Below are 26247 nucleotides of genomic sequence, written 5' to 3' on the forward strand. Positions count from 1 at the left end.
GGGCGGAGGGCTGATATTGCTGTGCGGCAACGTCATCGGCTTCCCCCGTCCAGGGTGTCGAGGGCGGCCCGCAGTTTGGCGGCGGCCTCGTCGGCGACCTCGCGTACCCCGGGCTGATCGGAGAGCGCAACCATCACCTGCGGATCCATCGCGTCGACGATCACCGTGTCGGCACCGGCGGTGGTATCGGCACGCACCGCGACGTTGCAGGGCAGCAGCAGGCCGATCTGCCGGTCTGCGATCACCGCCCGGTGTGCCAACGGGGGGTTGCAGGCACCGAGGATCAGGTAGTCCTCGATGTCCTCGCCCAGCTTGGCTTTCAGCGTGGCCTTCATGTCGATCTCGGTCAGTATGCCGAAACCTTGTTGGGCCAAGGCCTTTCGAGTCCGCTCCACCGCATCCTCGAATGTGGTGTGCAGCGTCGTCGACAGTGCGTAACCCATATCTACCTCCTGATCAGGCGAGTGCCATGAACAATTTCTCCAGTTCGGCTTCGGTCATCGGCTGCTTGCCGTCCTGAGCCTCACCGGTCAGGCATTCCCGCATCCCGGTGGCGACGATCTTGAAGCCGGCCCTGTCCAGGGCGCGTGACACCGCGGCAAGCTGGGTCACCACGTCCTTGCATTCGCGGCCCTGTTCGATCATCGAGATCACTCCGGCGAGTTGCCCCTGTGCCCTGCGCAGCCTGTTGAGCACTGCGGCGATTGCGTCTTCGTCACCGACCATGGTGTTGTTCCTCTCTACGGACAGTACAGCCATGGTACCCGCGGGGGTATTCCTCGCGGTCATGATGCGGCCGCCGGTCGCGAGCCCGGTGCGGCGATGAGACGCCGCAGCGGGCAGTGTGCGAACCGGGTGCAGGCGAAGGTCATGGCCGCCGCGACCGCCGTGAGTGCCGCGGCGGCGATCCCGACGCCGGGATGGATCTCCTGGGCGAGGATCACCGATGACATCGCCAGCACGAACCAGCCGAAGGACTTCCGCAGCGCGTCCGGGTCGACCTTCGCGGTCAGACGGGCCCCGAGCAGGGTGCCCATCACGGCCGCGGCGGTCACCGCGCCCGCCACCGCCCAGTCGATCTGGACGCTGGACAGATAGCCGCCGAGGCCGGCGAAGGATTTCATCGCGATGACGATCAGCGAGGTGCCGACCGCGACGGGCATCGGCAGGCCGCCGAGCAGTGCCAGGGCGGGTACGACCAGGAATCCGCCGCCCGCGCCGACGAGTCCGGTGACCAGGCCGACGACCAGCCCTTCGGCGACGATCTTGGGCACGGGCATCCGGTGCGCCTCGTCGGTGACCTCGATGTTCTTGCGTCCACGCAGCATGGCGATGGCGGTGGCGATCATCATCACGGCGAATCCGATCAGCAGGACGCTGCCGGGAATGAACCGGGCGAGCAAACCGCCGCCGTAGGCGCCGGCCATGCCCGCCGCACCGAAGATCAGGCCGGTGCGCCACTGCACCCTGCCGGCACGGGCGTGTGAGACCGCGCCGATCGCGCTGGTGACACCGACGACCAGCAGTGAGGTGGCGATGGCCTGCTTGGCATCCATCCCTGCGACGTAGGCCAGCAGCGGGACGGTGAGGATTGACCCGCCGCCGCCGAGCAATCCCAGGGCGACGCCCACGAACACGGCCAACCCGATGGTGAGAACGATCATGTCGGTCATCGCGCACTACCCGCGCACGAGTTGGGACACGATGGTGTCGGCGTCGCAGGTGGCGCCGCGGTTGTAGGGCAGCTTGGCCAGCATCATGCCCATCGCGCAGGTATTGGACAGCGCCGCGAAGGTCAGTCCGCCACCGATGGCGCCGGCCACCCACTTCAGCTTGGGGGCGGCGATGCTGCCCAACACGCTGCCCAGCACGATCGACCCGGCGACCAGCCGCACCTGACGTTCGAGGTCCCAGCGCTGCGCGCCACGGTTGACGGCGAAGCCCTTGGCTTCCCAGGCGGCGATACCGCCATCGAGGATGTGCACGTTCGTGAACCCGGCGGTGCGCAGAGTTTCCTCTGCCTGGGTGGCGCGCTGCCCGGAGCGGCAGACCAGGACGACGTCCTCGTCGAGATGCTTGATGATCTCGTCGCGATGTTCGCGCAGCAGGTCCAGCGGCACGTTGTAGGCGCCGGCGATGTGCGCCGACTCGAACTCGCCCGGGGTTCGCACGTCCAGCACCCGCGGTGGGGTCGCCGAGTCGAGCAGCTCGCTGAGGTTCTGCGAATCGATGGTGGTGGGTGCGGTCATGGTGACTGGGTCCTTCCGGCTGGCCGGCGGTGACCAAAGCCTCTAGGCCCTAGATACCGCCGGGGGTATGTTTACCTGTGAGTGTAGATATACCCCCACCCGTATTGTCAAGTGGGGAATCAGATACCCCCTGGGGTAGTTGACATACCCATACGGGTATAGCCATGATGGCCGTACCCACCGCCGAACGAAAGGGACCATCGTCATGAAGTTCACCCAGTACTATCTGGACTGCCTTTCCCATGCGTCGTATCTGATCGGTGACGAAACCACCGGTCGCGCAGTCGTTGTCGATCCGCAGCGCGATGTCTCGGAGTACCTTTCCGATGCGCAGGACATGGGCATGACGATCGAGCTCGTCATCGAGACGCACTTTCACGCCGACTTCCTGTCCGGCCACCTCGAACTGGCCAAGGCCACCGGCGCGAAAATCGTCTACTCCTCGGTCGCCGAGACCGAGTTCGAGTCGGTGGGCGTGGCCGACGGTGAGCGCTATTCGTTGGGGGAGGTGACGCTGGAGTTCCGGCACACCCCCGGGCACACCCCGGAGTCGCTGAGCATCGTGGTCTTCGAGCACGCGCACGACGAGGTGCCCTACGGGGTGCTCACCGGAGACGCGCTCTTCATCGGTGACGTCGGCAGGCCGGACCTGCTGGCCTCGATCGGCTTCACCCGTGAGGAGCTGGCCGACAAGCTCTACGACTCACTGCACAACAAGCTGATGACCTTGCCCGATGCCACCCGGGTGTACCCGGCGCACGGTGCGGGCTCGGCGTGCGGCAAGAACCTGTCGACAGACCTGTGGTCGACGATGGGTGAGCAGAAGGAGACCAACTACGCCCTGCGGGCTCCCGACAAGGCGACCTTCATGGATCTGGTCACCGCGGGGCAGCCACCCGCGCCGAGCTATTTCGTCTACGACGCCATCCTCAACCGCAAGGACCGCGAGCTGCTGGATGAGACCAAGATGCCGGCACCGATGACCTATGAACAGGTCCTGGCAGCGCTGGCCGCCGGCGCGGTGCTGGTCGACGGACGCGGTCCGGAGGACTTCGCGCTGGGACACCTGCGTCAGGCGATCAACATCGGACTGGAGGGCCGCTACGCCGAGTTCGCCGGGTCGGTGCTGCCCACCGATGTCGACATCGTGCTGTTCACCGAGCCGGGACAGGAACTCGAAGGCAAGAACCGCCTTGCCCGGATCGGATTCGACCGGGTGATCGGATATGTCGACACTCCCTTCGAGGTGATGTTCTCCCATCGAGATGACGTCCAGGTGGCCTCCCGGCTGACGGCCAGGGCATTCGACCAGCGCGCCGCCGAGCTGAGGGATTTGCAGGTCGTCGACGTGCGCAATCCGGGCGAGGTCGAAGCGGGCACGATTCCGGATGCGATCGCCATTCCGGTCGGGCAGCTGCCCAGCCGGTTGAGCGAACTCGATCCCACCAAGCCGACCGTCGTCTACTGCGCAGGCGGATACCGGTCCTCGGTGGCCGCAAGCCTGCTGCGCCGGAACGGCTTTGGCGACGTCAGCGACATCCTGGGCGGGTACGGCGCCTGGGACGAATCACACCAGAACGCCTGAGGAAAGGGCATCATGATCACCGCCAAGCACCAGATCCTCATCGTCGGCGGCGGGACGGCCGGTATCTCGGTCGCCGCGCGCCTGCTCCGCAACGGCCGTTCCGACGTCGCCGTCATCGAGCCGTCCAGCAAGCACTACTACCAGCCACTGTGGACGCTCGTCGGCGGTGGCCAGGCGAAGGCATCGACGACCGAACGGTCCGAGGCCTCGGTGATGCCCAAGCAGGCGACCTGGATCAAGAACGCGGCCGCCGCCGTCGACCCCGAGTCCAACACGATCACCTGTGCCGACGGGGCGGTCTACTCCTACGACGTACTCGTGGTCTGTCCCGGCATCCAGCTGGACTGGAATCGCACCGAGGGATTGCGCGATACCCTCGGCAAGGACGGGGTGTCGTCGAACTACCGGTTCGACCTTGCGCCCCGTACCTGGGAGTTCATCCGCGACATGCGTTCGGGCAGTGCGGTTTTCATGATGCCGTCAGGGCCGATCAAATGTGCCGGAGCGCCGCAGAAGATCGCCTACCTCGCGGCCGACTACTGGCGCAAGCAGGGCGTGCTCAAGGACATCGACGTCCACCTGGTGGTACCGACGCCACGGCTGTTCGGCATACCGGCGATCGCCGACAACCTGGACAAGGTCGCCGCCGGATACGGCATCACCGTGCACACCAACGCCGAGGTGACCTCGGTCGACGCGGCATCGCACAAGGTCGGGGTGTCCGGGGTCGGGGAAAGCGGATCAGACACCATGCTGTCCTACGACGTGCTGCATGCCGTGCCGCGCCAATCGGCTCCGGACTGGATCAAGTCGAGTGCGCTGTCGACCGGCGACGCAAACGGGTACGTCGAGATCGACAAGCACACCATGCAGCATGTGCGTCATCCCAATGTGTTCAGCCTCGGCGACGCGGGGTCGTCACCGAACTCGAAGACCGGCGCGGCGATCCGCAAGCAGGCGCCGGTCGTCGTCGACAACATCGAGGCATTTCTGCAGGGCCGGCCGCTGGGCGCCCGCTACAACGGCTATGGTTCGTGCCCGATCGTCACGTCATCGCACTCGATGCTGCTGGCGGAGTTCGACTACGACCTGAGCCTGACCCCGTCGATCCCGCTGCTCGACCCGACCACATCCCACCGCAGCTATTGGTACCTCAAGAAATACGGGCTGCCGTTCATGTACTGGAACCTGATGCTCAAGGGTCTGGCCTGACCCGGGCAAATCTCGGAAGTCGATGCCGCCATCCCCCCCGGGGTGACCTTTGGCCCCGGGGGAGAGGCCAAAGCCTCTGTCCCGTCCACCTCGGATGCGCGACGATTTCGGAAAGACCGCAGTACGGGGATGCCGTCGACGACTGGGCCCCGGTGAACCCGCGCTGAGTGTGACTGACCGGCATGCGTCAGCACGCATGTCCCACCTGACCACAGTGCTGTCGCGAACGCGAAGGATCACCCCGATGAAGTTCTCCGAAGCCGGCCCCGTCACCTCGATGGCCGAGGGGGAGTGCTGGGATCAGCTGTCCGCCATGACGCTCGGCCGACTCGTGACGAGCAGCGACTCGAAACCCGATATCTTCCCGGTGAACTTCGTCGTCCAGCGGCGCACCATCCTCATCCGAACGGCAGAAGGTACGAAACTTGCCGCCGTATCGCGCAATCCGTGGGTGGCGTTCGAAGCCGACGACCACGATGTCGTGCGCGGTTGGAGCATCGTGGTGCACGGCCGTGCATCGGTGCTCGACTCTGCTGCGGACATCGCGCTGGCGGAGAAGGCGCAGGTGCTGCCGTGGACGGCGACGGCGAAGCAGTGTTTCATCCGTATCGAGCCGGCGGGGATCGTCGGCCGCCGCTTTGCCTTTGGCTCCGAACCTGCATGAACAGTCGGTTTCCTCCGTTACCGGCTCTGGTCGCGGTGCCGATCGCCTGCTGTCGACCGGCCCCGGCAGCAAAGAACACCCTGCGCCCGGCCGACGCTGGAGTTTGATCGCGCATTTACGCCCCAAGCGGTGATCTTGACGGCATGCTCTTATTGACGTTGACGTCGAAAGTGGGGTTTGCGGTGGGTCGGTCTCTGCGCTCTGCGATGCTCCTGATCGCGTTTGCCGTGGCCTATGCGCTCGCGGTTCTCGCCGGTCGGGCCACCCGGGTGGGCGAGGATGACGTCGCGCTCGTCTGGCCGGCCGCGGCAGTCGCGATCATCTGGGTCCTCACCACGCAGCGTTGCGGACCGCGGGAGCGCGCGCTGCACGTGCTGGTGCTGGGTGCGGTGACGTGCGCGGTGAACATCGCCGCCGGCTCTGCCGCGCCGATGAGCGCGTGGTTTGCGCTGGTCAACGTCGCGCTGGCGGTGATCACGGTGGCAATTCTGGCCTACCGCCGCGACGAGGTGGTGCTCCGCGATCCCGGTGACCTGGCGCGTCTGCTGGTCGCGGTGGTCACCGGTACGTGTTGCGCCGCCGCGCTGGCCACGGCGTACTTCGTGGTCGTCCTGGATGCCGCACCAGGGGAGACGTTCGCGCTCTTTGCGGTGCGCAACGGGACTTCCGCACTCCTGGGACTGGCCCTGTGGCTCAGGCTGCAGGACCTCGAGTGGAAGTGGCCGCGTCTTTCGTGGGCTGCCCTGACCGAGGCACTGGTGGTCGGAGCCGCCGTCGCATTGATCTTCGTGTGGATCTTCTGGTTGAACACCGGTGTCCCGATGGCATTCCTGGCGCTGGTGGCCGCGATGTGGGTGACACTGCGGTACAGCACCACGGTCAGCATGACGTTTCTGGTCGTGACGGGCGTGTGGATCATCTACGCCACCCTTCTCGGCAAAGGCGTCTTCATCGTCCAGGACCTGGAGGCGCGGGCGATGCTCTCGCAGGCGATGGTCTGCAGCCTGACGGTGATCGTGTTGACGTTGTCGCTGTACCGCGACTCCCGTGCGCGTCTCATCGCGCAACTGCGGCAGGCACGCGACCGGGCGGATCAGGACTCCGAACTGCTCGGCGCCGTGCTCGACAGCATCCACGACAGCGTGATCCTCGTCGACCCGGCCGGCGAGGTGGTCCTGCGCAACGCCCAAGCGACCACCGACTCCGACCTCGCCACGCAGCTGGTCGCGGCGTCCGCGGCCGACGCCCCGATCAGTTCCGCGGTCAACTCGTCGCGCCAGATTCCGCGCGATGTCGTCCTCGACGCCGAGTCGCCCCGGGTGATCGAGCTGACGACGGCCCCGCTGGCGCTGCAGTCGACGTTGAAGGTGATGGCCTTTCGCGACGTCACCGAGGAGCGCGGGACGGCCCGGGCGCTGCGCGAGGCCCGAGATCTGTTCGCCGGCGTCCTCGACGCCGCGTCCGAGCAGGCGATCATCGGCACCGACCCGGTGGGGCACATCACCGTCTTCAACAACGGTGCGGAGCGACTCCTGGGCTGGACCGAGGCCGAGATGCTCGGCCGCACGCCGGTGGACTTTCACCTGGAGTGCGAAGTCCGCGCACGGGCGACCGAACTGGGCATCCCGATGGGCTTCGAGGTCTTCGTACACAACGTGACACCGGAGGTGGCCGAGGTGCGCCAGTGGACGTACGTGCGACGCGACGGCACCCACACGGCCGTCAGCCTGGCGGTGTCTCAGATGACGAACGACGACGGCGACTGCGCGGGATACATCGGCGTCGCCACCGATGTCACCGAACAGAAGGCCGCCGAGCAGGCGCTGGCGGAGAGCGAAGAACGGTTCCGGCTGGCGTTCGACACCGCCCCGATGGGCATGTTCATGTTCGAGAGCTCCGGGCGGATCACGCGCTGCAACGAAGCAATGGCCACATTGCTCGGCCGATCGATCGCCGACGTGTTGGCCACCACCGTGACTGCCCTCGGCGGCACGGACGGTGGCGTCTGCACGCTGGGAACTCTGCAGAGATTGCTGACGCTGCACAGCGACCAACCGTTCGAAGCCGAGGTCGCGTTCCGGCACGCGGACGGCGCCACTGTGTGGGGAGCGGTGTCGGCGTCGGTGGTGGCGCCGCAGGGCTCCAGCCCGTACGGGATGGGTCTGGTCGAGGACATCACCCTGCGCAAACTCGCCGAGGCCGAACTTCAGCACCTGGCCATGCATGATCGGCTGACGGGATTGGCGAACCGCGCGCTGTTCATGGAACGCGCCGAGCAGGCCCTGGCCGACGCCGCAGCTGACGATGCGCGCCGGGTCGGCCTGATCTTCCTGGACCTCGACGGCTTCAAGGCGGTCAACGACACCTGGGGTCATGCCCAGGGAGACAAGGTGCTCGCGACGATCGCACGCCGCATCGAAGCCTCGATCCGGTCCCGGGATACCGCGGCGCGGCTGGGCGGGGACGAGTTCGCCGTGCTCTGCCCGGGTGTGTCCGACATCGCCCACGTGCAGCACGTCGCGGACCGGATCCGCAACGAACTGCACCGGCCGGTCCCGCTCGCCGTGGGAGGTGTGTACAACCAGCTCTCGGTGAGCGGTGGCGTGGCGATATCGACCCCGAGATGCACGGCCGAGGGGTTGCTGCAGAGGGCGGACGCGTTGATGTATCAGGCGAAGCGCAGCGGGAAGGACTGCGTGGCTCTCGCCGAGACCGTGGAGGAGGCGGCCATGCACCGCGCCCTGCAGCTGATCCCCGAACTGGAAAGGGCGGTGAATCTGCACGAATTCGTCGTCCACTTCCAGCCGATCGTGAACTTGCGGACCGCTGAGCAGGTCGCGGCCGAAGCGCTTCTGCGGTGGCAGCACCCGAAGCGGGGACTGCTCAAGCCGTCCGAGTTCCTGGCCGTTGCCGAGACTTCTCGTCAAATGTCCGACATCGGTCGCTACGTTCTTCACGAAGCGTGCCGCCACGCTGCACTGTGGCGCTCGCCGATGGACACCGCCGCAGTACACGTCAACGTGTCGGGCCGGCAGCTGGAGGTGGGCGACTTCCGCGCGGACGTCCTCGGAGCGCTCGAACGGACCGGGCTCGCTCCCGAGCGGCTCGTCCTCGAATTGACCGAGACCTACGCCGGGCGGGTCGCCCGTTCCGCCAAGGCCGACCTCGAGGCCCTCCGCGAGATCGGCGTGCGGGTCGCCATCGACGACGTCGGCACCGGATTCAGCGGTCTGGCCAAGATCGTCGACCTGCCGATCGACATCCTGAAGATCGACAAGCAGTTCATCAGCGGATTACCGCAGGATCCGCGTTGCGAAGCGATCACCCGCGCGGTCCTGAGCTTGGGTGAAAGCCTGGGGCTGTCGGTGATCGCTGAAGGCATCGAGTCCCGCGAGCAATGGAACCTGATCGCCGACTGGGGCTGCGAGATGGGGCAGGGCTTCCTGTTCGGGCAGGCCATCGCACCGAGACCGGCCGAGCTCCGCATGCTCGAACGGTGAGGTCCGCCCAACTCGGTGCCGCGGACATCACACCGACATCGCGTGAGAACCCCGTGTCGAATGGGTACACCTCCTCGTCGGCACAGGGCCGGGCGGCGGGCGGAGGTCACGATGCTGGGATGGCTCGATCGGTTGCAGCAGCGCAGTCGGGCAGCGGGCTTCGCCATCGCCGTCGTCTACAAATACATCGATGACCAGGCCAACTACCTGGCCGCCCTGATCACCTACTACGCCTTCGTCTCGTTGTTCCCGCTGTTGCTGCTACTCACCACGGCGCTCGGGGTGATACTGCGGGACCGGCCCGAGTGGCGCGAGCAGATCGTGGACTCCGCGATCAGTCAGCTCCCGCTGCTCGGCAACCAACTCAGTGAACCGAGCGCGCTCAGCGGCGGCACGACCGCAGTGGTGATCGGGATCGCCGGTGCGCTCTACGGCGGTCTCGGCGTCGGCACGGCGCTGCAGAACGCCATGGACACCGTGTGGGCCGTGCCCCGCTACGTGCGCCCCGATCCGATCAAGGCCCGCCTGCGCAGCCTGATGCTGCTGATCGTGCTCGGGTCGGCCCTCATCGCCACGACGCTGCTCACCGCGGTCGGCAAGAACTGGGCCGACCTGGGCTTCGTCGGGACCGCCGGTGTGGTGGTGGCCTCGTTCGTCCTGAACACCGGGGTATGCGTGGCCGCCTTCCGGGTCAGCACCGTGCGCTCGCTGACCGTCCGGCAGGTGCTGCCCGGGGCGGTGACGGCCGCGGCGCTGTGGCAGATGCTGCAGTGGTTCGGTGCGACCTACGTGTCTTCGGTGGTGGCCTCGGCCAGCGTGACCAACAGCGTGTTCGCCATCGTGCTCGGCCTGCTGGCGTTCCTGTACCTGGTCGGTACGTCGCTGCTGGTGTGCGCCGAGATCAATGCGGTGCGCGTGGACCGGCTGCATCCGCGCGCGCTGCTCACACCGTTCACCGACAACGTCGACCTGACCGCCGCCGATCGCCGCATGTACGCAGGGCAGGCCGAGGCCCAGCAGGCCAAGGGCTTTCAGCGGGTGGACGTCAGCTTCGACGAACCCGACACTGCAGACGGTGGCGATGACAGCGTTTCTCGCCGGCACGACGAGGGTATTGCCGAGGCGAACCATTAGAGGGGAGAGGCTGCTGTGAGTGTCACCAGCCGTGCACGCGCGGTCACCCGCACGGGCGTGAAAGTGCAACGCAGGATCGTGATCGCGCAGGCCCTGTTCTGGCCCACGATGATCCTGACCGGCGCGGCGCTCGGCACCGCCGCGGTGATCGTCGTCAGGCGCCGCCGGGCGCCGGGCCTGCCGCATCCGGACCCGGTGCCCGTGCGTCCGGTCGATACCGCGGCAGGCTGATCTACAGCCGGCCGAGCAATTCGGTCTTCTTCGCGGTGAATTCGCCGTCGGAGACGATGCCCCGCTCATGCAGGTCGGCGAGCGCTTCGATCGCGCCGATGATCGCGGAGGCATCACCGGCGGCAGGTGCGTGCTGCTGTGGTGCGACGGTGGGCGTCGCGGCGACCGGCGCGGCGCCGATCTCGGTCAGGCTCGTCACATCGAAGGTGCCGAGTTGGCTGGTGAAGGTGACGCTGCCGCGCCGTCCGCCCTGTTGCTGTTGGACGCCGGCGATCCGGTGATCCGCGGTGTCGAACACCCGGGTGACGCCGTCGAGGTGGATCGCCAACCGGCGGGTGGCGGGAAAGATCGCGTAGCGGGCATCGTTCTGGCCGCCGGTGGCGCTCGGGACGCCGAGGTCGGCCGGCCACCAACCGCCCGACGGCTCAGCGCTGCGCGTGGGGAAGACCGCCGTCGTGGCGAGCAGTTGGGCCAACTCGGCGCACAGTGCGTCGACGCGCGCCTTGAGTGCGGTGTCGAACATGTTCGACACCATGGTCATTCCGCCGCGCATCCATTGACCCGACCCGCCCAACTCGGGTATGTCGAACTGCGCCATGGTGCCGCCGCCGGCATGCAGCGCCGACAGCATGGCCAGCACCGCGTCGCGGGAAAGACCGTGGCGCGCCGCGATATCGGTGAGCGCCTTGTCGGCCTCAGGACTGATCGGGGAGCTCATCACTTCATTGTTCCATCGCCACCGGCAGGCGAGCCGTCCAGAAAACGTCCGCATCGCGGTTCAGGAGGCACGCGGACGCAAATGTCCCTAGGCTGGTACCGGTGTCACCGCGGACGCCCTGTGGCGCGGCCATTTTCGATTCGTTTCACGGATGGCGGCGGGGTACCGGCACACGACTCCAGGGAACAACCATGACCGAACAACTGTCGACCGGCTTCGAGGACGCGGGGTGGGATTTCGCACCCTGGGAGCAGGAGCCGCAGTTCTCCGAGACCGAACTCGCCATCCTGCTGGATCCGCTGTTGACGGCGGCCGAAGCCGCCGAGCGCGTCGGCTGCGCCAAACGAGATGTCATGAGACTTCGGCGCACTGCCTGAGGGGGCGCCGGCCACCGGTGCGACCACGGTGAAGAATCGGTGTCATGAACAAGGTCGTCGTCATCACCGGAGCAGGAAGCGGTATCGGTCGGGCCACGGCCCGGGCCCTGCTCGATGCCGGGCATCAGGTGGTTCTGGCGGGACGTCGGCCCGATCAGCTCACCGAGGCCGCCGGCAGCCACCCGAACGCTCTGGTGGTGCCCACCGATGTCACCGACTCGGCGGCGGTGCGGGCGCTGTTCGAGCGCACGGTGTCGACGTTCGGCAGGGTGGATGTGCTGTTCAACAATGCGGGCACTTTCGGGCCGGCAGCGTCGATCGCCGATATCGATGACGAGCAATGGCACACCGTCTGGCGCACCAATGTCGACGGCGCGGTCTTCTGCGCGCGGGAGGCGACCCGCATCATGACCGCGCAACTGCCGCGCGGCGGACGAATCATCAACAACGGCTCGCTGGCCGCGCACCGGCCGCGCCCGGACACCCTGGCCTACGTGGTCACCAAACACGCCATCAGTGGCCTGACGGCATCGATGCTGCTGGACCTGCGCGACCTCGACATCGACGTCACCCAGATCGACATCGGCAATGCCGCCACCGAGATGACCAGCGGGTTCACCGCCGAACCCACGATCGACGTCACCCACGTGGCCACCACCATCGCGCACATCGTGGACCTCCCGGTGGACGTCTCGGTGCCCGCCATCACCGTCATGGCGCGTGGCATGCGGTACGTCGGCCGTGGCTGACATGTCCTTCGTCGTCAACTGCTCGATGTTGCTGACCGACCTGCCCGTGTTGCGGCGTCCGCAGGCCGCCCGCGACGCCGGGTTCGATGCGGTCGAGTTCTGGTGGCCGTTCGATGACGCGGTGCCCGCCGACGCCGAGATCGACGCGTTCGTCGGGGCGGTGGCCGACGCCGGGGTGCGCCTCACCGCACTGAATTTCGCCGGCGGCGACATGGCGGCAGGGGAGCGCGGGCTGCTGTCTGATCCCCGGCGGCGACAGGAGTTCCGCGACAATGCCGACATCGTGTTCGGCATCGCGGACCGATTGGGTACCCGGGCGTTCAACGCGCTCTACGGCAACCGGCTCGCCGGTGTCGATGCGCAGCGCCAGGACGAGGTGGCCGCCGCAAACCTCGAACACGTCGGTCGCATGGCCGAACACCTCGGGGCGATCGTTCTCATCGAGCCGCTCAGCGGTGTGGACGGCTATCCGCTACGCACGGCCGCCGACGTCCTGGCGGTGATCGACCGCGTCGATGCCACCTCGCTGCGACTGCTCGCCGACCTGTACCACCTGGGCGTCAACGGCGACGATATCGCCGCCGTCATCGACGCCCATCTGGACCGCCTCGGGCACGTACAGATCGCCGACATACCCGGCCGGGGCGCGCCGGGCACCGGATCCCTCGATATCGACGGGTACCTGCAGCGGCTGGCCGATCGTGGTTACCGCGGCCATGTCAGCTTGGAGTACCGCGCCGACGGGCCGGATCCGTTCGGGTGGCTTCCGTGGCCCCGGCGCGGCGGCCGATCGCGAAACCCCCCGGAATAGGTCAGAGCCGGTGCCCTGTGGGGCCACCGGCTCTGGTCAGCGGGAACGGGATCAAAATCAGCGAGCGGAGTCCTCGAACTCGTAGCGCTGCGCCACCGCGATCAGTTCTTCACGAACCGTCGAATCGGGCATTGCGTTGATCCGCGCGTAGAGGCGGCGCCGATTGTTGGCGCGCTTCATGTTGTCGCGAAACTGCGCGAGGGACATTGTTCTCACTCCTTGTAAGTGCCCTGGGTCACAGGGACTTTGGTTGTATCTGGTGGGGCCAGGTCGGGGATCACCCGCTCTGTGCAACGCCTCCATGGTCCGTGTTAATTCTGCGTAAAGCAATTTATTTAGTGTGAGTTCCGCGACAGCTCAGCCGCATCCAGCCCCGCGGGGTGTCGGCCGTCACACCCGCTCGGCGCCGCGCATCACGCCGAGCGAAGTGTCAGCAGCGTGATCTCGCTGGGCGCGAACACCCGGAAGGGCGGGCCCCAGAACCCGGTGCCGCGGCTGGTGTAGAGCTGGGTGCGTTGCCCGTGTGCGCTCAGCCCCTGCACCACCGGCTGGTCCAGTCGCACCAGGAAGTTGAACGGCCAGATCTGCCCGCCGTGGGTGTGCCCGGAGATCTGCAGGTCCACACCCGCGGCCACCGCCTGCGGAATCTGCTTGGGCTGGTGCGCCAGCAGCAGCACCGGCAGCCCGGGATCGGCACCCGACAGTGCCGTCGCCAGATCCTCGCCGTGCCCGCGCAGACCGGAACCCTCGGCGGTGGCATCGTCTACCCCGGCGACGACCAGACGATCGCCGCCGCGCTCGACAACGATGTGCCGGTTGTGCAGCGCCGACCAGCCGATGCCCTCCATGTAGTCGAGCCAGCCCTGTGCCTCGCTGAAGTACTCGTGGTTGCCGGTCACGTACACGCGCGCCGATCGGGCCCGCACCGTCTCCAGCGGACTCGCCTGATTGCGGCGCACCTCGACGGTGCCGTCGGCGATATCGCCGACATGGCAGACGATATCGGCGTCGAGTTCGTTGACCCGTTCGACCACGTTCGCCGACCATTGCGCCCGATCGAGCGGTCCGTAATGGGTGTCGGTGATCATCGCGACGCGCAGCCCGTCCAGGCCTCGGCCGAGGCGGGGGATGCGCACGTCGACGGGCCGGATCCGCGGCACCCGCATCGCCTCGAAATGGCCCCAGGCCAGCAACGTTGCCGACACCAGGAGAACCGCCACCGCAACCACCCGGGATCGCAGCGGATCCTCGATACCGGCGGCCAGCAGTGCCAGTCGCAGCAGATTGCCGAGCGCCGACCACACGAACAACACCCACATGATGCCCAGCAGCGCGTCGCCCAGCGCCGATGGCAGATCGCGGTGTTTACCGTGGCCGGTGAACAGCAGCGTGGGCAGCAGAACCAGGGCGGCGACGAAAAGCAGGGTTCCCGCGATCGAGACTGGCAGCGGCCAGCCGCCGGCGGCGACCAGCGTCCACCACGGCACCCCGAACAACAGGGCCAGCACGGCGGTCACCACCGCGGTGCGGCGCCACCGTGCTCCCGACCGGTGCGGCGGGTGAGCGGCTTCTTCTACTACTTCGGCCGGGTTGTCGGTCATTGCACCTCGATCGTGTACAGGTTCACTGCCAACGACGGTACCGGCGGTCCAGGCCTGTCCGGCGGACCAGGCCCGCCGCGCAGCGGGGCGGGGCTGAGAGCGACTGCGCCGCAGCGCTACCCGATCATTCGCCGGCCGCAATGTGCGCGCAGACAGAACAAGAAATTCCTCCGATTCACTCTTGGCACTCTCTGGTCTCGAGTGCTAAATTCTGTCTTGCACAGTGATTGGCAGCCCGCCGAACGGGCGGGCTCCGTGAGTGACGAGGAGGTGGATTGCTGTGCTTCGTTTTGATCCGTTTGGTGACGCTGTGACTCGGGACATCTTCGCGACCCAGGCCGGCTCCGGCCGGGTGCCGCGATTCATGCCGATGGACCTCTACAAGGTCGACGATCATTACGTACTCACTGCCGACCTGCCGGGGGTCGATCCCGGATCGGTCGACGTCAGTGTCGACAACGGGACGATGACCTTGACCGCGCATCGCAGCGCACGGTCGGATGAGGCGGTCCAGTGGTTGTCGAACGAACGGTTCTCCGGCACCTACCGCCGCCAACTGTCCCTGGGCGACGGAGTCGACTGCTCGCGCATCTCGGCCACCTACGAGAATGGTGTTCTGACGGTGAGCATTCCGCTCGCCGAGCGGGCCAAGCCGCGCCGCATCGACGTCGCGCACGCGGGAGCCACCCGCACCATCGAGTCGTCCACCGTCGACTCGAGCTAACCGCTCTGCCTTCGTGCGCGGCTGTAGCCCATCGGCTGCAGCCGCGCACGGTCGGCGCGGATTTGTCTGTGACAACTGCGCGTTCGGCGAACTCAGAGGTCTGGAAGCGACCTTGCGATGGCCTGCCAATCGTCGTAGGTCCGCCCGCACACCGACCCGGTCAGGGTCAGCATGGTGACGCATCGCCGGACGCGGTCGTAGATCTCGATCGCTGCGGTGGGTCCGGCCGCGCCGTGCAGCGTGCTCACCCAACACTCGCCGACCTGCGCCGGATCCAACGCGTACCGGGCCGCGCCAAAGATCACCGCCACCGCGGGACCGGACGTGTCGGCCAATGCGGCCCTGCCGCGATGCAACTGCACGCATCCGCCGCCCGGCACCGCGACCGTGTACTCCACGTGCTGCTCGACCAGATATACCAGCAGATGCGGCAGCACCCGCGGGTCGATCTTGCGGGCCCCGGTGAACGGCAGCACCCGGTACCGCTCGTCTGAGAGCGAGTCGAGGTGGTCGATCTGATCGGTGTCGTTCCAGTCGACATCCATCCAGTCCCCGGCGGTGAACGGCACCTGCGGCCCGCGCGGTGCCAGCGAAAGGCCCTTGACGGCAAGCGGATCCGACATGGGTGTCAGGTAGGCCCGATGGGTTCCGAAGGTATCGGTGAGGGTCAGGGCCTGCGGTGTCAGGTAGCCGGTGACGTCGGTGCCCAGGCGCACGTTGATCTGCTCCTCACCGCAGATCAGTGCCTCGCCGGGGTGCGCGGGTGTGGCGTATTCACCGGTATGACTCAGCAGTGCAGCGTCATTGGCGGTGCAGGACACCACGGTGCCCAGCGCAGGGAGGGCCGCGCCGATTTCCCGGCTTCCGGCGTTCAGCCGTTGCGCGGGGCAGGTGCTGCAGCGCTGTCGGTCAGTACACATCGCGTACGTACCGCTTCTCGCGTTTCAGCGAGTTGACGTACTCGACGGCACCGTCGGCGTCCAGCCCGCCGTGGGTGGCGACGATATCGTGCAGCGCCTTGTCGACATCCTTGGCCATCCGGGTCGCGTCACCGCACACATAGAAGTGGCCGCCCTCTTCGAGCCACCCGAACAGCTCCCGACCGTGTTCGCGCATCCGGGTCTGCACATAAATCTTGTCGGCCTGATCGCGAGAGAACGCCAGGTCCAACCGATTCAACAGTCCGGAGTCCTGCCACGCTGCGATCTCGTCGGCGTAGGCGAAATCATGCGCGCGGTGCTGATCGCCGAAGAACAGCCAGTTGCGTCCGCCGGCGCCACGCTGCTCGCGCTCCTGGAGGAACGCGCGGAACGGCGCCACCCCGGTGCCCGGGCCCACCATGACCATCGGAGCGTCGTCATCGGCCGGCACCCGGAAAGACTTGTTGGGTTGCAGGAAGATCTTGGACTCCGTGCCACGGTCGGCCAGGAACGTCGAGCAGACCCCGCCGCGCATCCGTCCGCTGTTGTGGTACCGCACGCTGGCCACCGTGAGGTGGATCCGGTCGGGATGTGCCAGCGCGCTCGACGAGATCGAATACGCCCGGTGCTGAAGCGGTTTGAGTAGTCCGACGAACTCCTCGAGGCTGAGGTCATCCCCGGCGATGCTCAGCACGTCCAAGATGTCCTTGCCGTACAGCCAGCGCTCCAGAGTCTCCTTCACCCCGCCGCGCAGAACATGTGACAGCTCGGGGTTCTCCGCTCGCCGTTCCACCTCGCCGAGCAGATCCTTTGACGGAGCGCTGATCTCGTACCGGTGGCCCAGCAGATCCCCGAGCGGCTCATCGCCGACCAGGGTGTCGGCCGAAACCCGGAAGTGCCCGGCGATGGCGTCCACCAGCACCGGGTCGTTCTCCGGGATGACGGCCAGCGCGTCGCCGGCGACGTACTCGATCCCGCTGTCGGCCAGGTCGAATTCGAAGTGCCGGATCTCCTTGTCCGAGCCGGGCCCCGACAGCAGGCGGTTGACGACGATGTCCGCGACGAAGGGGTTCTTGCGTGTCCACCCGGAACGCGCCACCGCGCTCGGCGGTGGCGTGCTCGGTGCGCCGCTGGCCCCGGAGCTGGGTACCAGCGCCGAGACGGCGGACTGGATCCATTCGGCGGCCTGGGCCTCGTAGTCGACATCGCAGTCGGCGCGAGGCACCACCCGCGCGGCACCGAGCTGCTCCAGGCGGGTGTCGAATAGCTTTCCGGCCTGGCAGAACTCGTCGTAGCTGGTGTCGCCGAGTGCCAGCACCCCGAAGGACACGCCCTCCAGGCGCGGTGCGGTCGACGCCGACAGCGCCTCCCAGAACAGTTCGGCGTTGTCGGGCATCTCGCCCTCGCCGTAGGTGGAGGTGACGATCAGCACGTACTTGAGTCCGGCGAACTCGTCGAGTTCGATCTCGTCGAGTCCGCTGACCAACACATCGAAGCCCTGTGCCTTGGCAGCGGCCGACGCATCGTTGGCCACGCCCTCGGCGTTGCCGGTCTGGGTGCCGTACAGGATGCGCAGCGCCGGACGCGGCGCGGACTGGTCACCGGGGACGGCCGGTGGCGGCGCGACGTTCATCGCGAGCCGGGAGTGCAGGCCGGCCAGGAAACCCGACAGCCAGGCGCGCTGGTCCTCGTTGAACGGAGCGTCCTGGGGGATGTATGCGATCTTCATCGGGTTACGCGCTCTCCAGCGAGGTGAGGGACGCCACCACATCCGGAACCGATTGCGCGGCAAACAGTTCCTCGAACGAGGGCAGGCGGCCGATCATGTCGACGTTCTTGGCGTTCTGATACAGGATCCAGCCGTAGGTTCCCAGGCTGTCCATCGACAACACGTTGCGCTGCGCCAGCGCATCCTTGTAATCGGTGATGCGTTTGTCGGCGATGAACACGGCCAGGTTCTCGTCGCTGAAATCGTCGATGGCCTCCCGCGCGAAGCGTTGCAGCTTCTGGATCAGGAAGAAGTCCTCGGTGAGCACCAGGTTGCGCACCATCTTGGCGACCCGCGGATCGGCGACATCGGTGACCCCGGGCAGTCGCGTGAGTGCCAGCCGCTGCGCCATGTTCAGCACGGTGTAGGTGTTCAGCAGCGCGAACATGGTCTCGGTGTCCGTTTCGCCGTAACCGGGCACCGCACCGTCGAGCACCGTCTGCCCGTGGCGGTAGGAGCGCTTGAACTTGTGCACCTGGTAACCGGCCAGCGCGGAGGCCAACTCGTCGAGCAGTTCCTTGCGCGTCTTGGCCGCCAGGATCGCCTCGGCATCCTGGTACTGCAGCAGCGCCCGCGGCATCGCATAGCTGACCTGGAGGCGCGTGACATCCCAATCCTGGAGCAGAGCAGCGGCTTTCGCCGATCCGGTGGCCTCCAGGTGCCACTGCAACATCGTGCGGGCGGCGACCTCGTGGAAGGGTGCCTCGCTGATGGGTGCCAGCAGCACCGAGTCGGCGCTGACCTTGGCGGCCAGTTCGGCATCCGGGTCGTACTGATAGAGGAAGCCGCCGCTCATCCCGTTGGCGACACCCTTACCGAAGCCACCGATGTTGAACACCGCACCGTTGGTCATGTACTCGCACAAGAACTCTCCGACGCCCTCGACCACCGCGGTGGCCCCGGAGTTGCGCACCGCGAACCGGTCACCGGCCTCGCCTTCGACGAACAACCGGCCGCCGGAGGCGCCGAACAGGGCGAAGTTGCCGATCAGCACATTGCCGCCGGGAAGGGTCGATCCACCGCCGGGGGAGCGCACCGCGATGGTGCCGCCGCACTGGCTCTTGCCGACGCCGTCATTGCAGGTTCCGGTGTGCGTCATCGCCATACCGTCGTTGCAGAACACCCCGTAGCTCTGGCCCGCCGATCCGGTTGTGGTGATCACGACGCTGTCGGGGGTCAGGTAGCGCCGCCCACGGACATCCGTCACGACCGCAGCCCCGGTGTCGTCCTGATGGTTCAGCCTGCGTTCGATATCGATTGCCAGCTGCCCGCCGACGCTCTTGTTCTGGTTGGTCAACACCACCGGCGCCATCTCGACACCGTCGAGATCGAGTTGGCCCAGGAACGCGTCGTCGACCGCGTAGTCCTTCTCCATGTAGATCGGATCCTCGGGCACGAAACCCCTGGCGACCTGCAGCATGGCGCGCAGGTCCAGCCGGCCGATGCTCGACGGGTGATCGAGCAGATGAAGCAGGTCGCTGCGGCCGCGGGCAGCCGCCAGGGACGGCATGCCGAGCGTGGCGAGGATCTCACGCACCTCGTGCGAGATGTTCAGCAGATACTGCGCCAGGGCGCGCGGGTCTCCGTCGAAGGCCTCGGGGTTGGTGGTCAAACCGGCGGGGCACTTGATGTTGCAGTTCTTGGCCATCACGCACTTGAGCATCATCAGCGCGGTGGTACCGAACTCGAAGCTGTCCGCCCCGAGCAGTGCCGAGGTGATGACATCGCTGGCCGTCTGGTGTGCGCCCGAACAGCGCAGCACGACCTTCTGCCGGATCCCGTTGGCCACCAGCGCCTGATGTACCTCGGCGACGCCGATCTCGGCGGAACGCCCGGCGTACTTGAGGCTGGTGACGGCCGCGGCGCCGGTGCCGCCGGTGTTGCCGGCGACGTTGATGACATCGGCGCCGGCCTTGGCGACGCCCACCGCGATGGTGCCGATGCCCTCGCTGGAGACCAGCTTGACGATCACCCGTACCCGGGCGGCCTTGCAGTCGTGGATGAGCTGGGCGAGGTCCTCGATGGAATAGGTGTCGTGGTGCGGTGGGGGAGAGACCAGTTCCACCCCGGGTGTCCCGCCGCGGGCCGCCGCGATCTGCACGGTGACCTTGGGGGCCGGGAGCTGCCCGCCCTCGCCGGGTTTCGCGCCCTGGCCGATCTTGATCTCCAGTTCGCGCAGCATCGGGTCGGCCAGGTAGCCGGCCCATACCCCGAACCGGCCGGAGGCGAACTGTTTGATCCGGGAGCCACGGATGGTGCCGTACCGGGTGATGTGCTCGCCGCCCTCACCGCAGTTGGACAGCCCGCCCACCATGTTGGTGCCGTGCGCGACGGCCTCATGCGCCGAGGCGACCAGGGCACCGTGGCTCATGGCGCCGGATGTCAGCGTTGCCGCGATCTCGCTGGCGGGTTGCACCGCGGCCAGCGGCATCGAGTCCGGCGCGGTCTGCACCATGGCCAGATAGTCGCGGGCGGCGCCCTGCGCGCGGATCCACAGCCGGTCGACGTCGACCTCGTGGTCGACGATATCGGCGCCGAAGCGGCGCAGCAGGGACTCCGCCAAGGCCTCCAGGCGCTGCGCGCTGTGGCTCAGGCGCAGCGTGAACTCGTCACCGACCCGAACACAGGTCAGTCCACGGACCTGGAAGCTGTTGTTGCCGAACCGCGCGAACTGTCCGAGCTCGGAACGGAACTCGTCGGCGGTGTGCAGGAAGTTGACGTCGGCGGGCAACGCCAGGACATCGCGCAGGGCGGCGGGCCGGCGGGCACGCTCGGCGTTCATCGCGAATACGAAGTGCCGGTAGCCCGGGGTGATGTCGAAGCTGTTGATCGCCCGCGGCGTCATCTCCTCGAAACTGTTGTGCTGGTAGGCCTCATCGTCGAGGCCGAAGGCACCCTCGAGCTGGTGCAGGGGCAGCGACCGCAGGAACGCCGGATCGGTCATGTCCGGGTTCTCCGGTCGCCCCTCGTCACCGAAAGAGATGGCCTCCTCGGTCATGTCGACGAAACCCCGGACAGCGGTGGTGCCGTAGGAGTGCCCGGAACCCTCGGCGCGTTCCTTGAACAAACCGAGCAGGGGCACATCCTTTTCGCCGGTGACCGACAGCGCGTGGTGGTGCCATTCGGCGACAGCGGCGGCCAGCGTGTCGAATCCGACACCGCCGACCACGGACACCACGTTGGGGAAGTAGCGGTGCAGCACCGGATCTCCGGTGTCCAGGTAGCTGGGTTCGAAGAACTCGCCGCCGATGTAGCTCTCCACGGTGCACAGACCCACCCGGCCCATGGTCTTCATCAGGGACTTCTCGGCGGCCTTGGCGAACCGCTGGTAGGCGGCGGTCACCAATGTCTCATCAGGACCGAACTTCTCCTCGGCGCGCATCTGCACCGCCAGCGGGTACACCGCGGACGCGCCGAACCCGAGGACCGTCGCGATGTGATGCGAGGACGCCAGCTGGCCGCTCTCGGCGATCACCGAAACCCGCAGTCGCAGGCCCTGTTCGATGAGACGTTGGTTGATGGCCGAGACGGCGATGATCACCGGTATCGGTGCCAGGCCGGTCTCGATGTGCCGGTCGGAGATGACGGCGATGCCGCCGGTCTCGCGGGCGTAGCCCTCGATGTCATCGCACAAGGCGTCGATGGCGGCGACCAGCGCATCGGCATTGGCCTGCCGGTTCTGCAGGTCCACTCGAAAACGCATCCCGAAGCGGCGCACCGGGGTGTGCTGCTGATCGCGGATGCTCAGCATGTCGAGGTGACCGAGGATCGGTGACGGGATCACGATCTGCGGTGCGGGTTGTGCACCGCTGTTGGGCTTGGCGCCCAGCGCGACCCGCAGGGTCATCCCGTCCGCTTCGCGGATGCTGTCCAGGGGCGGGTTGGTGACCTGGGCGAAGCGTTGCGAGAAGTAGCGGGCGATCCCGCCTTCGTGGTTGGACAGCGCATTGATGGCCGCGCCGTAGCCCATCGCAGAGATCTTCTCCTGCCCGGTGGTCAGCATCGGATCCATCAGGAACTTGAAGTCTTCCTGGCTCATCGAGTAGCAGACGTAGCGCTGGTGTCGGTTGAGGTCACCGTTGTACCGGGCGGGGGACAGCTGGCTCTCCGGCGGCACGGCGGGCAGAGCGGCGAGATTCACCCGCGCCACGGCCAGCATGTCCTGGTAATCATGTTTGGCGGCAAGCATTTCCAGGGCTTCGGTGGTGCCGTAGGACCGTTGCTCGCGGTGGTCGTAGTACAACATTCCGCCGGCCTCGATGCGGCCGCGCTTGGTGACCTGGCCCGGAGCGAAGTTCACCTGCCCGGCCTCGGACATGACGCCCAAATACTCGTCGGTCTCCACGGTGCGCAGCGGCCGCAGTCCCAGGCGGTCCAACCGGGCCCCGATGTAGGTGCCGTCACCGAAGATCAGCGCTGCCGGGCCGTCGTTCTTCTCCTCGTAGAGGCTGAAGTACTCCAGCATGGCCCGCACCTGCGGGGAGAGCGTGGTGTCGTTCTCCCAGGCCGGCGGCATCATCGCGACAACCGCAGTGACCAGATCCAGATCGTCCTCCAGGACCCGGTTCTGCAGGGTCTGATCGAGGCGACAGCTGTCGGACTGGCCGACCGGCCGGATGATGGCGCGGTTGCGGGCCAGCGCGATGGCATTGTCGGAGAGCCGGTTCTTCTTGTCGGTGTTCAGTTCGCCGTTGTGCGCCATGAACCGGAACGGTTGGGCCATCGTGGTGTTCGGTGCGGTGTTGGTGGAGAACCGGGTGTGGAAGAACATCGAATGAACTTCCATCCGCGGATCGGACAGATCGTCGAAGTAGGGGACCACCTCGTTCGAGTTCAGCCGGCCCTTGAGCACCTGGGTGCGGGCGCTCAGCGACAACGGGTACAGGCCCGACAGCTCCGCCCGGGTGTAGGCGACCGCCTCGATGGCCATCAGCGCTTCGTGAATGACCTTGTCGGACAGCCGTTCGGCGGTGAAGATCCACTGCCGGATCGGGGACTGGTACTTGATGGCGGCGGGGCGGATGGCCCTGTTGTTGACCGGCACATCGCGCTTGACCAAGATGCGCAGACCGCGGGCGGTCAATGCGTCTTCGATGACCCGTTCGGCCTCGGAGTGGAAGTCGGGGTCGTTGGGCAGGAAGAAGTTGCCGACGCCGAACTGTCCGAGGGCTAGGTCGGCGACGCCGGTGATATCGGCGAAAAAGCGGACCGAGAGGTCGAGGTTCACGCCGGCGCCGTCGCCGACACCTTCGGAGGACATGCCGCCGCGGTGCGGCACAGCGCACAACGCGTCGTGCAGCATCTGGATCACGTCATGGGTCTGGCGGCCGTCCTTGCGAGTCAGGAAGCCGACGCCGCAGCTGTTCTTTTCCAGATCCGGATCATGGAGCCCCGCCACCCGGTGACCTCCTCAACGCTGCAGATGCACAGATCGCACCGCATGGGTTCTCGACGCTGAGGGATCCCGCTCGGCCCATGCGGTGACCGCAGGCTCGGTGCTCGCGAAGAGCTTAGCCTAGCCTAAGGACATGCTGGTGAGGGGCTCAGCCCTGGCCGCCGCGCTGCGGGAACCCACAAGATATCGGAACGGCCCCGGGAAACACACCGGGGCCGTTCCATGGGCTTGGAGCTACCCGCTCCGGAAAGTCTGGTGGGGTGATCTGTGCGCCGCGGGGGAATCGCGCGCGACTGATCAGCCGCGAAACGATGGGCCCCGCCGGTAGCGGGACCCATCGTTTCGGTCTGGTGCTATTTCGCGTGTTCCGCCGACTCCTGGCGCGCCTCGGCGGCGCCGGCTGCGCCACGCGCGGCCTCGGCTTCGGCTTCCTTCTTGGCGACATCGCGCTGCGCGTCGGCCTTGTCCTGCTGAGCCTTGCCTTCTTCGCGCAGGGAGTCATTGTCGGTCACGATGCCGGCAACTTCCTTGGCCTTGCCCTTGACGTCTTCGACAATGCCGCTCACGGCGTTCTCGGGTCCACTGTCAGCCATCGGATACCTCCAGGTTGATGTTGATCGCTGGCATGGTTGGTACCCACAAGATCGACGGCCCAATCAGAGAAGCTCCAGATCACACTTCCATCCGGGATCCCACGAGAATCGTCCGATCCTGGGGCAGGTGGAAATAGCCGGCGGCATCGGCGGTGAGGAACGACGTCGCCACGAAGAGCCTTTTGCGCCAGCCCGTCATGTCGGTGCTGTCACCGGGGACCAACTCCAGATGGGACAGGAAGAAGGACGCGCGGTCCAGATCGACGCCGCCCTCGGTGAGTGTCGCCGGAAGCATCCGCAGCGCCGCCGGGACATCGGGTCGCTCCATGTAGCCGGCGTGCACCGTGACGTGCACGATGCCGTCGTCGCGGTACCCGAGCGTGTCGACCGTGATCCGTTGGTCCTCGGACAGTCGTGGCACCGGCAGCGTCTCCACCGACACGATGATGACGTGCTCGTGCAGGACATGGTTGTGCTCGACGTTGGCGCGCATGGCCAGCGGGGTGGTGTCATCGCTGCGGTTGAGAAAGACCGACGTGCCGGGCACGCGCGCCAGCGGGGGCCTACGGTCGGCCAATTCGTCGATGAACGGGCGTAGCGGTCCCTCGATCGCCCGCCGCGAGTCGGTCACCAGGTGCCTGCCGCGCTGCCAGGTCGTCATCACGGTGAACGCGAAGACGGCGATCGCCAGCGGCAGCCACGCGCCGTGCACCAACTTCGTCAGGTTCGCCGCGAAGAACATCAGGTCGACCACCAGCAGCGCGCCGCCACCGATCACCAGCACCCACAGCGGCCACTTCCATTGCTGGCGTGCGTAATACATGAACAACAAGGTGGTGATCGTGATGGTGCCGCTCACCGCCATGCCGAAGGCGTAGGCCAACGCCGCGGAGGTTTCGAACGCGAACACCAGCGTGATGACCGAGACCATCAGCACCCAATTGATCCACGGCACGTAGATCTGCCCGATGGCCTTCGCTGAAGTGTGCGTGATCCGCAGCCGGGGCAGGTATCCCAGCTGAACGGCCTGCGAGACCACCGAGAAGGCGCCGGTGATCACCGCCTGTGAGGCGATCACCGTGGCCGCGGTGGCCAGTAGGACCAACGGCAGCCGCGCCCACTCCGGGGCGAGCAAGAAGAACGGCGCGGTGTGCACGTTGTCGTCGTGCAGCAGCAGCGCACCCTGGCCGAAATAGTTGAGGGTGCAGGCCGGCAGCACGAGGCCCAGCCAGCCGATCACGATGGCCCGCCGCCCGAAATGCCCCATATCGGCGTACAGCGCCTCGGCCCCGGTGACGGCGAGCACGATCGCGGCCAGCGCGAAGAAGGCGATGTGGAAGTGCCCGCTGAGGAACGCGATGGCGTGGGTCGGTGACAGCGCGGCGAGGATGCCCGGATTGGCGGCGATGCCGCTGATTCCGCAGGCACCGATCGCGACGAACCAGACGATCATCACGGGTCCGAAGAACCGGCCGACGACCGCCGTGCCGTGGCGCTGCACGCTGAACAGCGCCACGATGATCACCGCGGTGATCGGCACCACCCAGTCCTTCAGGTCGGGTTCGATGGTCTTGAGGCCCTCGACCGCCGACAGCACCGAGATCGCGGGCGTGATCATGGAGTCACCGAAGAACAGGGCTGCGCCGAAGAGTCCCAGGAAGCCGAGGGCGATGGCGGTCCGGTGACCCCGGGTGCTCGCACCGCGCCGCAGCAGCGTGATCAGTGCCATGATGCCGCCCTCGCCGTGGTTGTCGGCACGCATGACCAGGGTGACGTAGGTGAAGGTGACGATCAGCATGACCGACCAGAAGATCAGGGAGACAACCCCATACACGTTCGCCTCGTCGAGCGGCACCGGATGCGGATCGGCCGGGTTGAACACCGTCTGGAGGGTGTAGATGGGGCTGGTGCCGATATCGCCGAAGACCACACCGAGCGCGCCGACGATGATGGCCGGACGCAGCGGCCGGATCTCGGGTGCCGCCGGGCTCTCTACGGGTTTGTCTTCGAGCATGC

Annotated in this window: 22 protein-coding genes; 10 read left to right on the plus strand and 12 right to left on the minus strand. The window is 66.9% G+C overall.

Features of this window, described 5'->3' with window-relative positions; genetic code table 11:
- Positions 1 to 32: 32 nt before the first annotated feature.
- The 4 genes from C6A86_RS07975 to C6A86_RS07990 are packed head-to-tail and all read right to left on the minus strand — an operon-like array spanning position 33 to position 2249.
- Positions 33 to 443, minus strand: coding sequence for a DUF302 domain-containing protein (locus tag C6A86_RS07975; RefSeq protein WP_105366669.1), 411 nt, complete (start codon positions 441 to 443; stop codon positions 33 to 35).
- 13 nt (positions 444 to 456) lie between these two features.
- Positions 457 to 726 carry a metal-sensitive transcriptional regulator gene (locus tag C6A86_RS07980; RefSeq protein WP_105366670.1) on the minus strand — a complete coding sequence of 90 codons (270 nt, stop codon included), beginning with the start codon at positions 724 to 726 and terminating at the stop codon, positions 457 to 459.
- A gap of 59 nt (positions 727 to 785) precedes the next feature.
- Positions 786 to 1664 (minus strand): sulfite exporter TauE/SafE family protein, encoded by an 879-nt coding sequence (locus C6A86_RS07985; protein WP_105366703.1) that lies wholly within the window; start codon positions 1662 to 1664, stop codon positions 786 to 788.
- 15 nt (positions 1665 to 1679) lie between these two features.
- A complete protein-coding gene (locus C6A86_RS07990) occupies positions 1680 to 2249 on the minus strand; it encodes a rhodanese-like domain-containing protein (protein ID WP_105366671.1) in 570 nt (189 codons plus the stop codon).
- A gap of 205 nt (positions 2250 to 2454) precedes the next feature.
- Here C6A86_RS07990 and C6A86_RS07995 point away from each other — a divergent pair, with 205 nt between their 5' ends.
- The 6 genes from C6A86_RS07995 (at position 2455) to C6A86_RS08020 (ending at position 10575) form a co-directional block, all read left to right on the plus strand.
- A complete protein-coding gene (locus C6A86_RS07995; RefSeq protein WP_105366672.1) occupies positions 2455 to 3834 on the plus strand; it encodes a rhodanese-like domain-containing protein in 1380 nt (459 codons plus the stop codon).
- A gap of 12 nt (positions 3835 to 3846) precedes the next feature.
- Complete coding sequence (locus C6A86_RS08000; RefSeq protein ID WP_105366673.1) at positions 3847 to 5046, plus strand: FAD/NAD(P)-binding oxidoreductase; 1200 nt, start codon at positions 3847 to 3849, stop codon at positions 5044 to 5046.
- A 244-nt stretch (positions 5047 to 5290) separates the two neighbouring features.
- Entirely contained in the window at positions 5291 to 5710 is a 420-nt protein-coding gene (locus C6A86_RS08005; RefSeq protein ID WP_105366704.1) for a pyridoxamine 5'-phosphate oxidase family protein, read from the plus strand.
- 206 nt (positions 5711 to 5916) lie between these two features.
- Positions 5917 to 9210 (plus strand): EAL domain-containing protein, encoded by a 3294-nt coding sequence (locus C6A86_RS08010; RefSeq protein ID WP_233213289.1) that lies wholly within the window; start codon positions 5917 to 5919, stop codon positions 9208 to 9210.
- 111 nt (positions 9211 to 9321) lie between these two features.
- Positions 9322 to 10344 (plus strand): YihY/virulence factor BrkB family protein, encoded by a 1023-nt coding sequence (locus tag C6A86_RS08015; RefSeq protein ID WP_105366675.1) that lies wholly within the window; start codon positions 9322 to 9324, stop codon positions 10342 to 10344.
- Positions 10345 to 10359: 15 nt separating this feature from the next.
- Positions 10360 to 10575: a hypothetical protein gene (locus tag C6A86_RS08020; RefSeq protein WP_105366676.1), complete on the plus strand. Its 216-nt coding sequence runs from the start codon at positions 10360 to 10362 to the stop codon at positions 10573 to 10575.
- Between the two features lies 1 nt (position 10576).
- Here the strand turns inward: C6A86_RS08020 and C6A86_RS08025 are convergent, their stop codons facing one another.
- A complete protein-coding gene (locus C6A86_RS08025; RefSeq protein WP_105366677.1) occupies positions 10577 to 11293 on the minus strand; it encodes an SHOCT domain-containing protein in 717 nt (238 codons plus the stop codon).
- Between the two features lie 191 nt (positions 11294 to 11484).
- On the opposite strand from C6A86_RS08025, the gene C6A86_RS08030 reads away from it, so the two are divergent.
- The 3 genes from C6A86_RS08030 to C6A86_RS08040 are packed head-to-tail and all read left to right on the plus strand — an operon-like array spanning position 11485 to position 13230.
- Positions 11485 to 11670 (plus strand): hypothetical protein, encoded by a 186-nt coding sequence (locus C6A86_RS08030; protein WP_105366678.1) that lies wholly within the window; start codon positions 11485 to 11487, stop codon positions 11668 to 11670.
- Between the two features lie 44 nt (positions 11671 to 11714).
- Entirely contained in the window at positions 11715 to 12419 is a 705-nt protein-coding gene (locus C6A86_RS08035) for an SDR family oxidoreductase (RefSeq protein WP_105366679.1), read from the plus strand.
- Positions 12412 to 13230: a hydroxypyruvate isomerase family protein gene (locus tag C6A86_RS08040; RefSeq protein ID WP_105366680.1), complete on the plus strand. Its 819-nt coding sequence runs from the start codon at positions 12412 to 12414 to the stop codon at positions 13228 to 13230. Before C6A86_RS08035 ends, C6A86_RS08040 begins: the two co-directional genes overlap by 8 nt.
- A 57-nt stretch (positions 13231 to 13287) precedes the next feature.
- Here C6A86_RS08040 and C6A86_RS08045 read toward each other — a convergent pair whose 3' ends face one another.
- Together C6A86_RS08045 and C6A86_RS08050 are read right to left on the minus strand one after the other, a co-directional pair.
- Complete coding sequence (locus C6A86_RS08045) at positions 13288 to 13437, minus strand: hypothetical protein (protein WP_105366681.1); 150 nt, start codon at positions 13435 to 13437, stop codon at positions 13288 to 13290.
- Between the two features lie 206 nt (positions 13438 to 13643).
- The gene (locus tag C6A86_RS08050; protein WP_105366682.1) at positions 13644 to 14831 is read right to left on the minus strand and encodes a metallophosphoesterase; all 1188 of its coding nucleotides are present in this window, start codon (positions 14829 to 14831) and stop codon (positions 13644 to 13646) included.
- A gap of 280 nt (positions 14832 to 15111) precedes the next feature.
- On the opposite strand from C6A86_RS08050, the gene C6A86_RS08055 reads away from it, so the two are divergent.
- Positions 15112 to 15555, plus strand: coding sequence for an Hsp20/alpha crystallin family protein (locus C6A86_RS08055; RefSeq protein WP_105366683.1), 444 nt, complete (start codon positions 15112 to 15114; stop codon positions 15553 to 15555).
- Positions 15556 to 15647: 92 nt separating this feature from the next.
- Here the strand turns inward: C6A86_RS08055 and C6A86_RS08060 are convergent, their stop codons facing one another.
- From C6A86_RS08060 to C6A86_RS08080, 5 genes are all read right to left on the minus strand, one after another.
- Positions 15648 to 16475, minus strand: coding sequence for a hypothetical protein (locus C6A86_RS08060; RefSeq protein WP_199196469.1), 828 nt, complete (start codon positions 16473 to 16475; stop codon positions 15648 to 15650).
- On the minus strand, positions 16465 to 18204 hold the full coding sequence (locus C6A86_RS08065) for a sulfite reductase flavoprotein subunit alpha (RefSeq protein ID WP_105366685.1): 1740 nt from the start codon (positions 18202 to 18204) through the stop codon (positions 16465 to 16467). The genes C6A86_RS08060 and C6A86_RS08065 overlap by 11 nt, the downstream gene beginning before the upstream one ends.
- A gap of 4 nt (positions 18205 to 18208) precedes the next feature.
- Entirely contained in the window at positions 18209 to 23641 is a 5433-nt protein-coding gene (locus C6A86_RS08070; RefSeq protein WP_105366686.1) for a glutamate synthase-related protein, read from the minus strand.
- Between the two features lie 350 nt (positions 23642 to 23991).
- A complete protein-coding gene (locus C6A86_RS08075; RefSeq protein WP_105366687.1) occupies positions 23992 to 24231 on the minus strand; it encodes a CsbD family protein in 240 nt (79 codons plus the stop codon).
- Positions 24232 to 24310: 79 nt separating this feature from the next.
- Complete coding sequence (locus C6A86_RS08080) at positions 24311 to 26245, minus strand: potassium transporter Kup (RefSeq protein WP_105366688.1); 1935 nt, start codon at positions 26243 to 26245, stop codon at positions 24311 to 24313.
- Positions 26246 to 26247 lie beyond the last annotated feature (2 nt).

The organism is Mycobacterium sp. ITM-2016-00316 (assembly GCF_002968335.2).
Lineage (GTDB): Bacteria > Actinomycetota > Actinomycetes > Mycobacteriales > Mycobacteriaceae > Mycobacterium.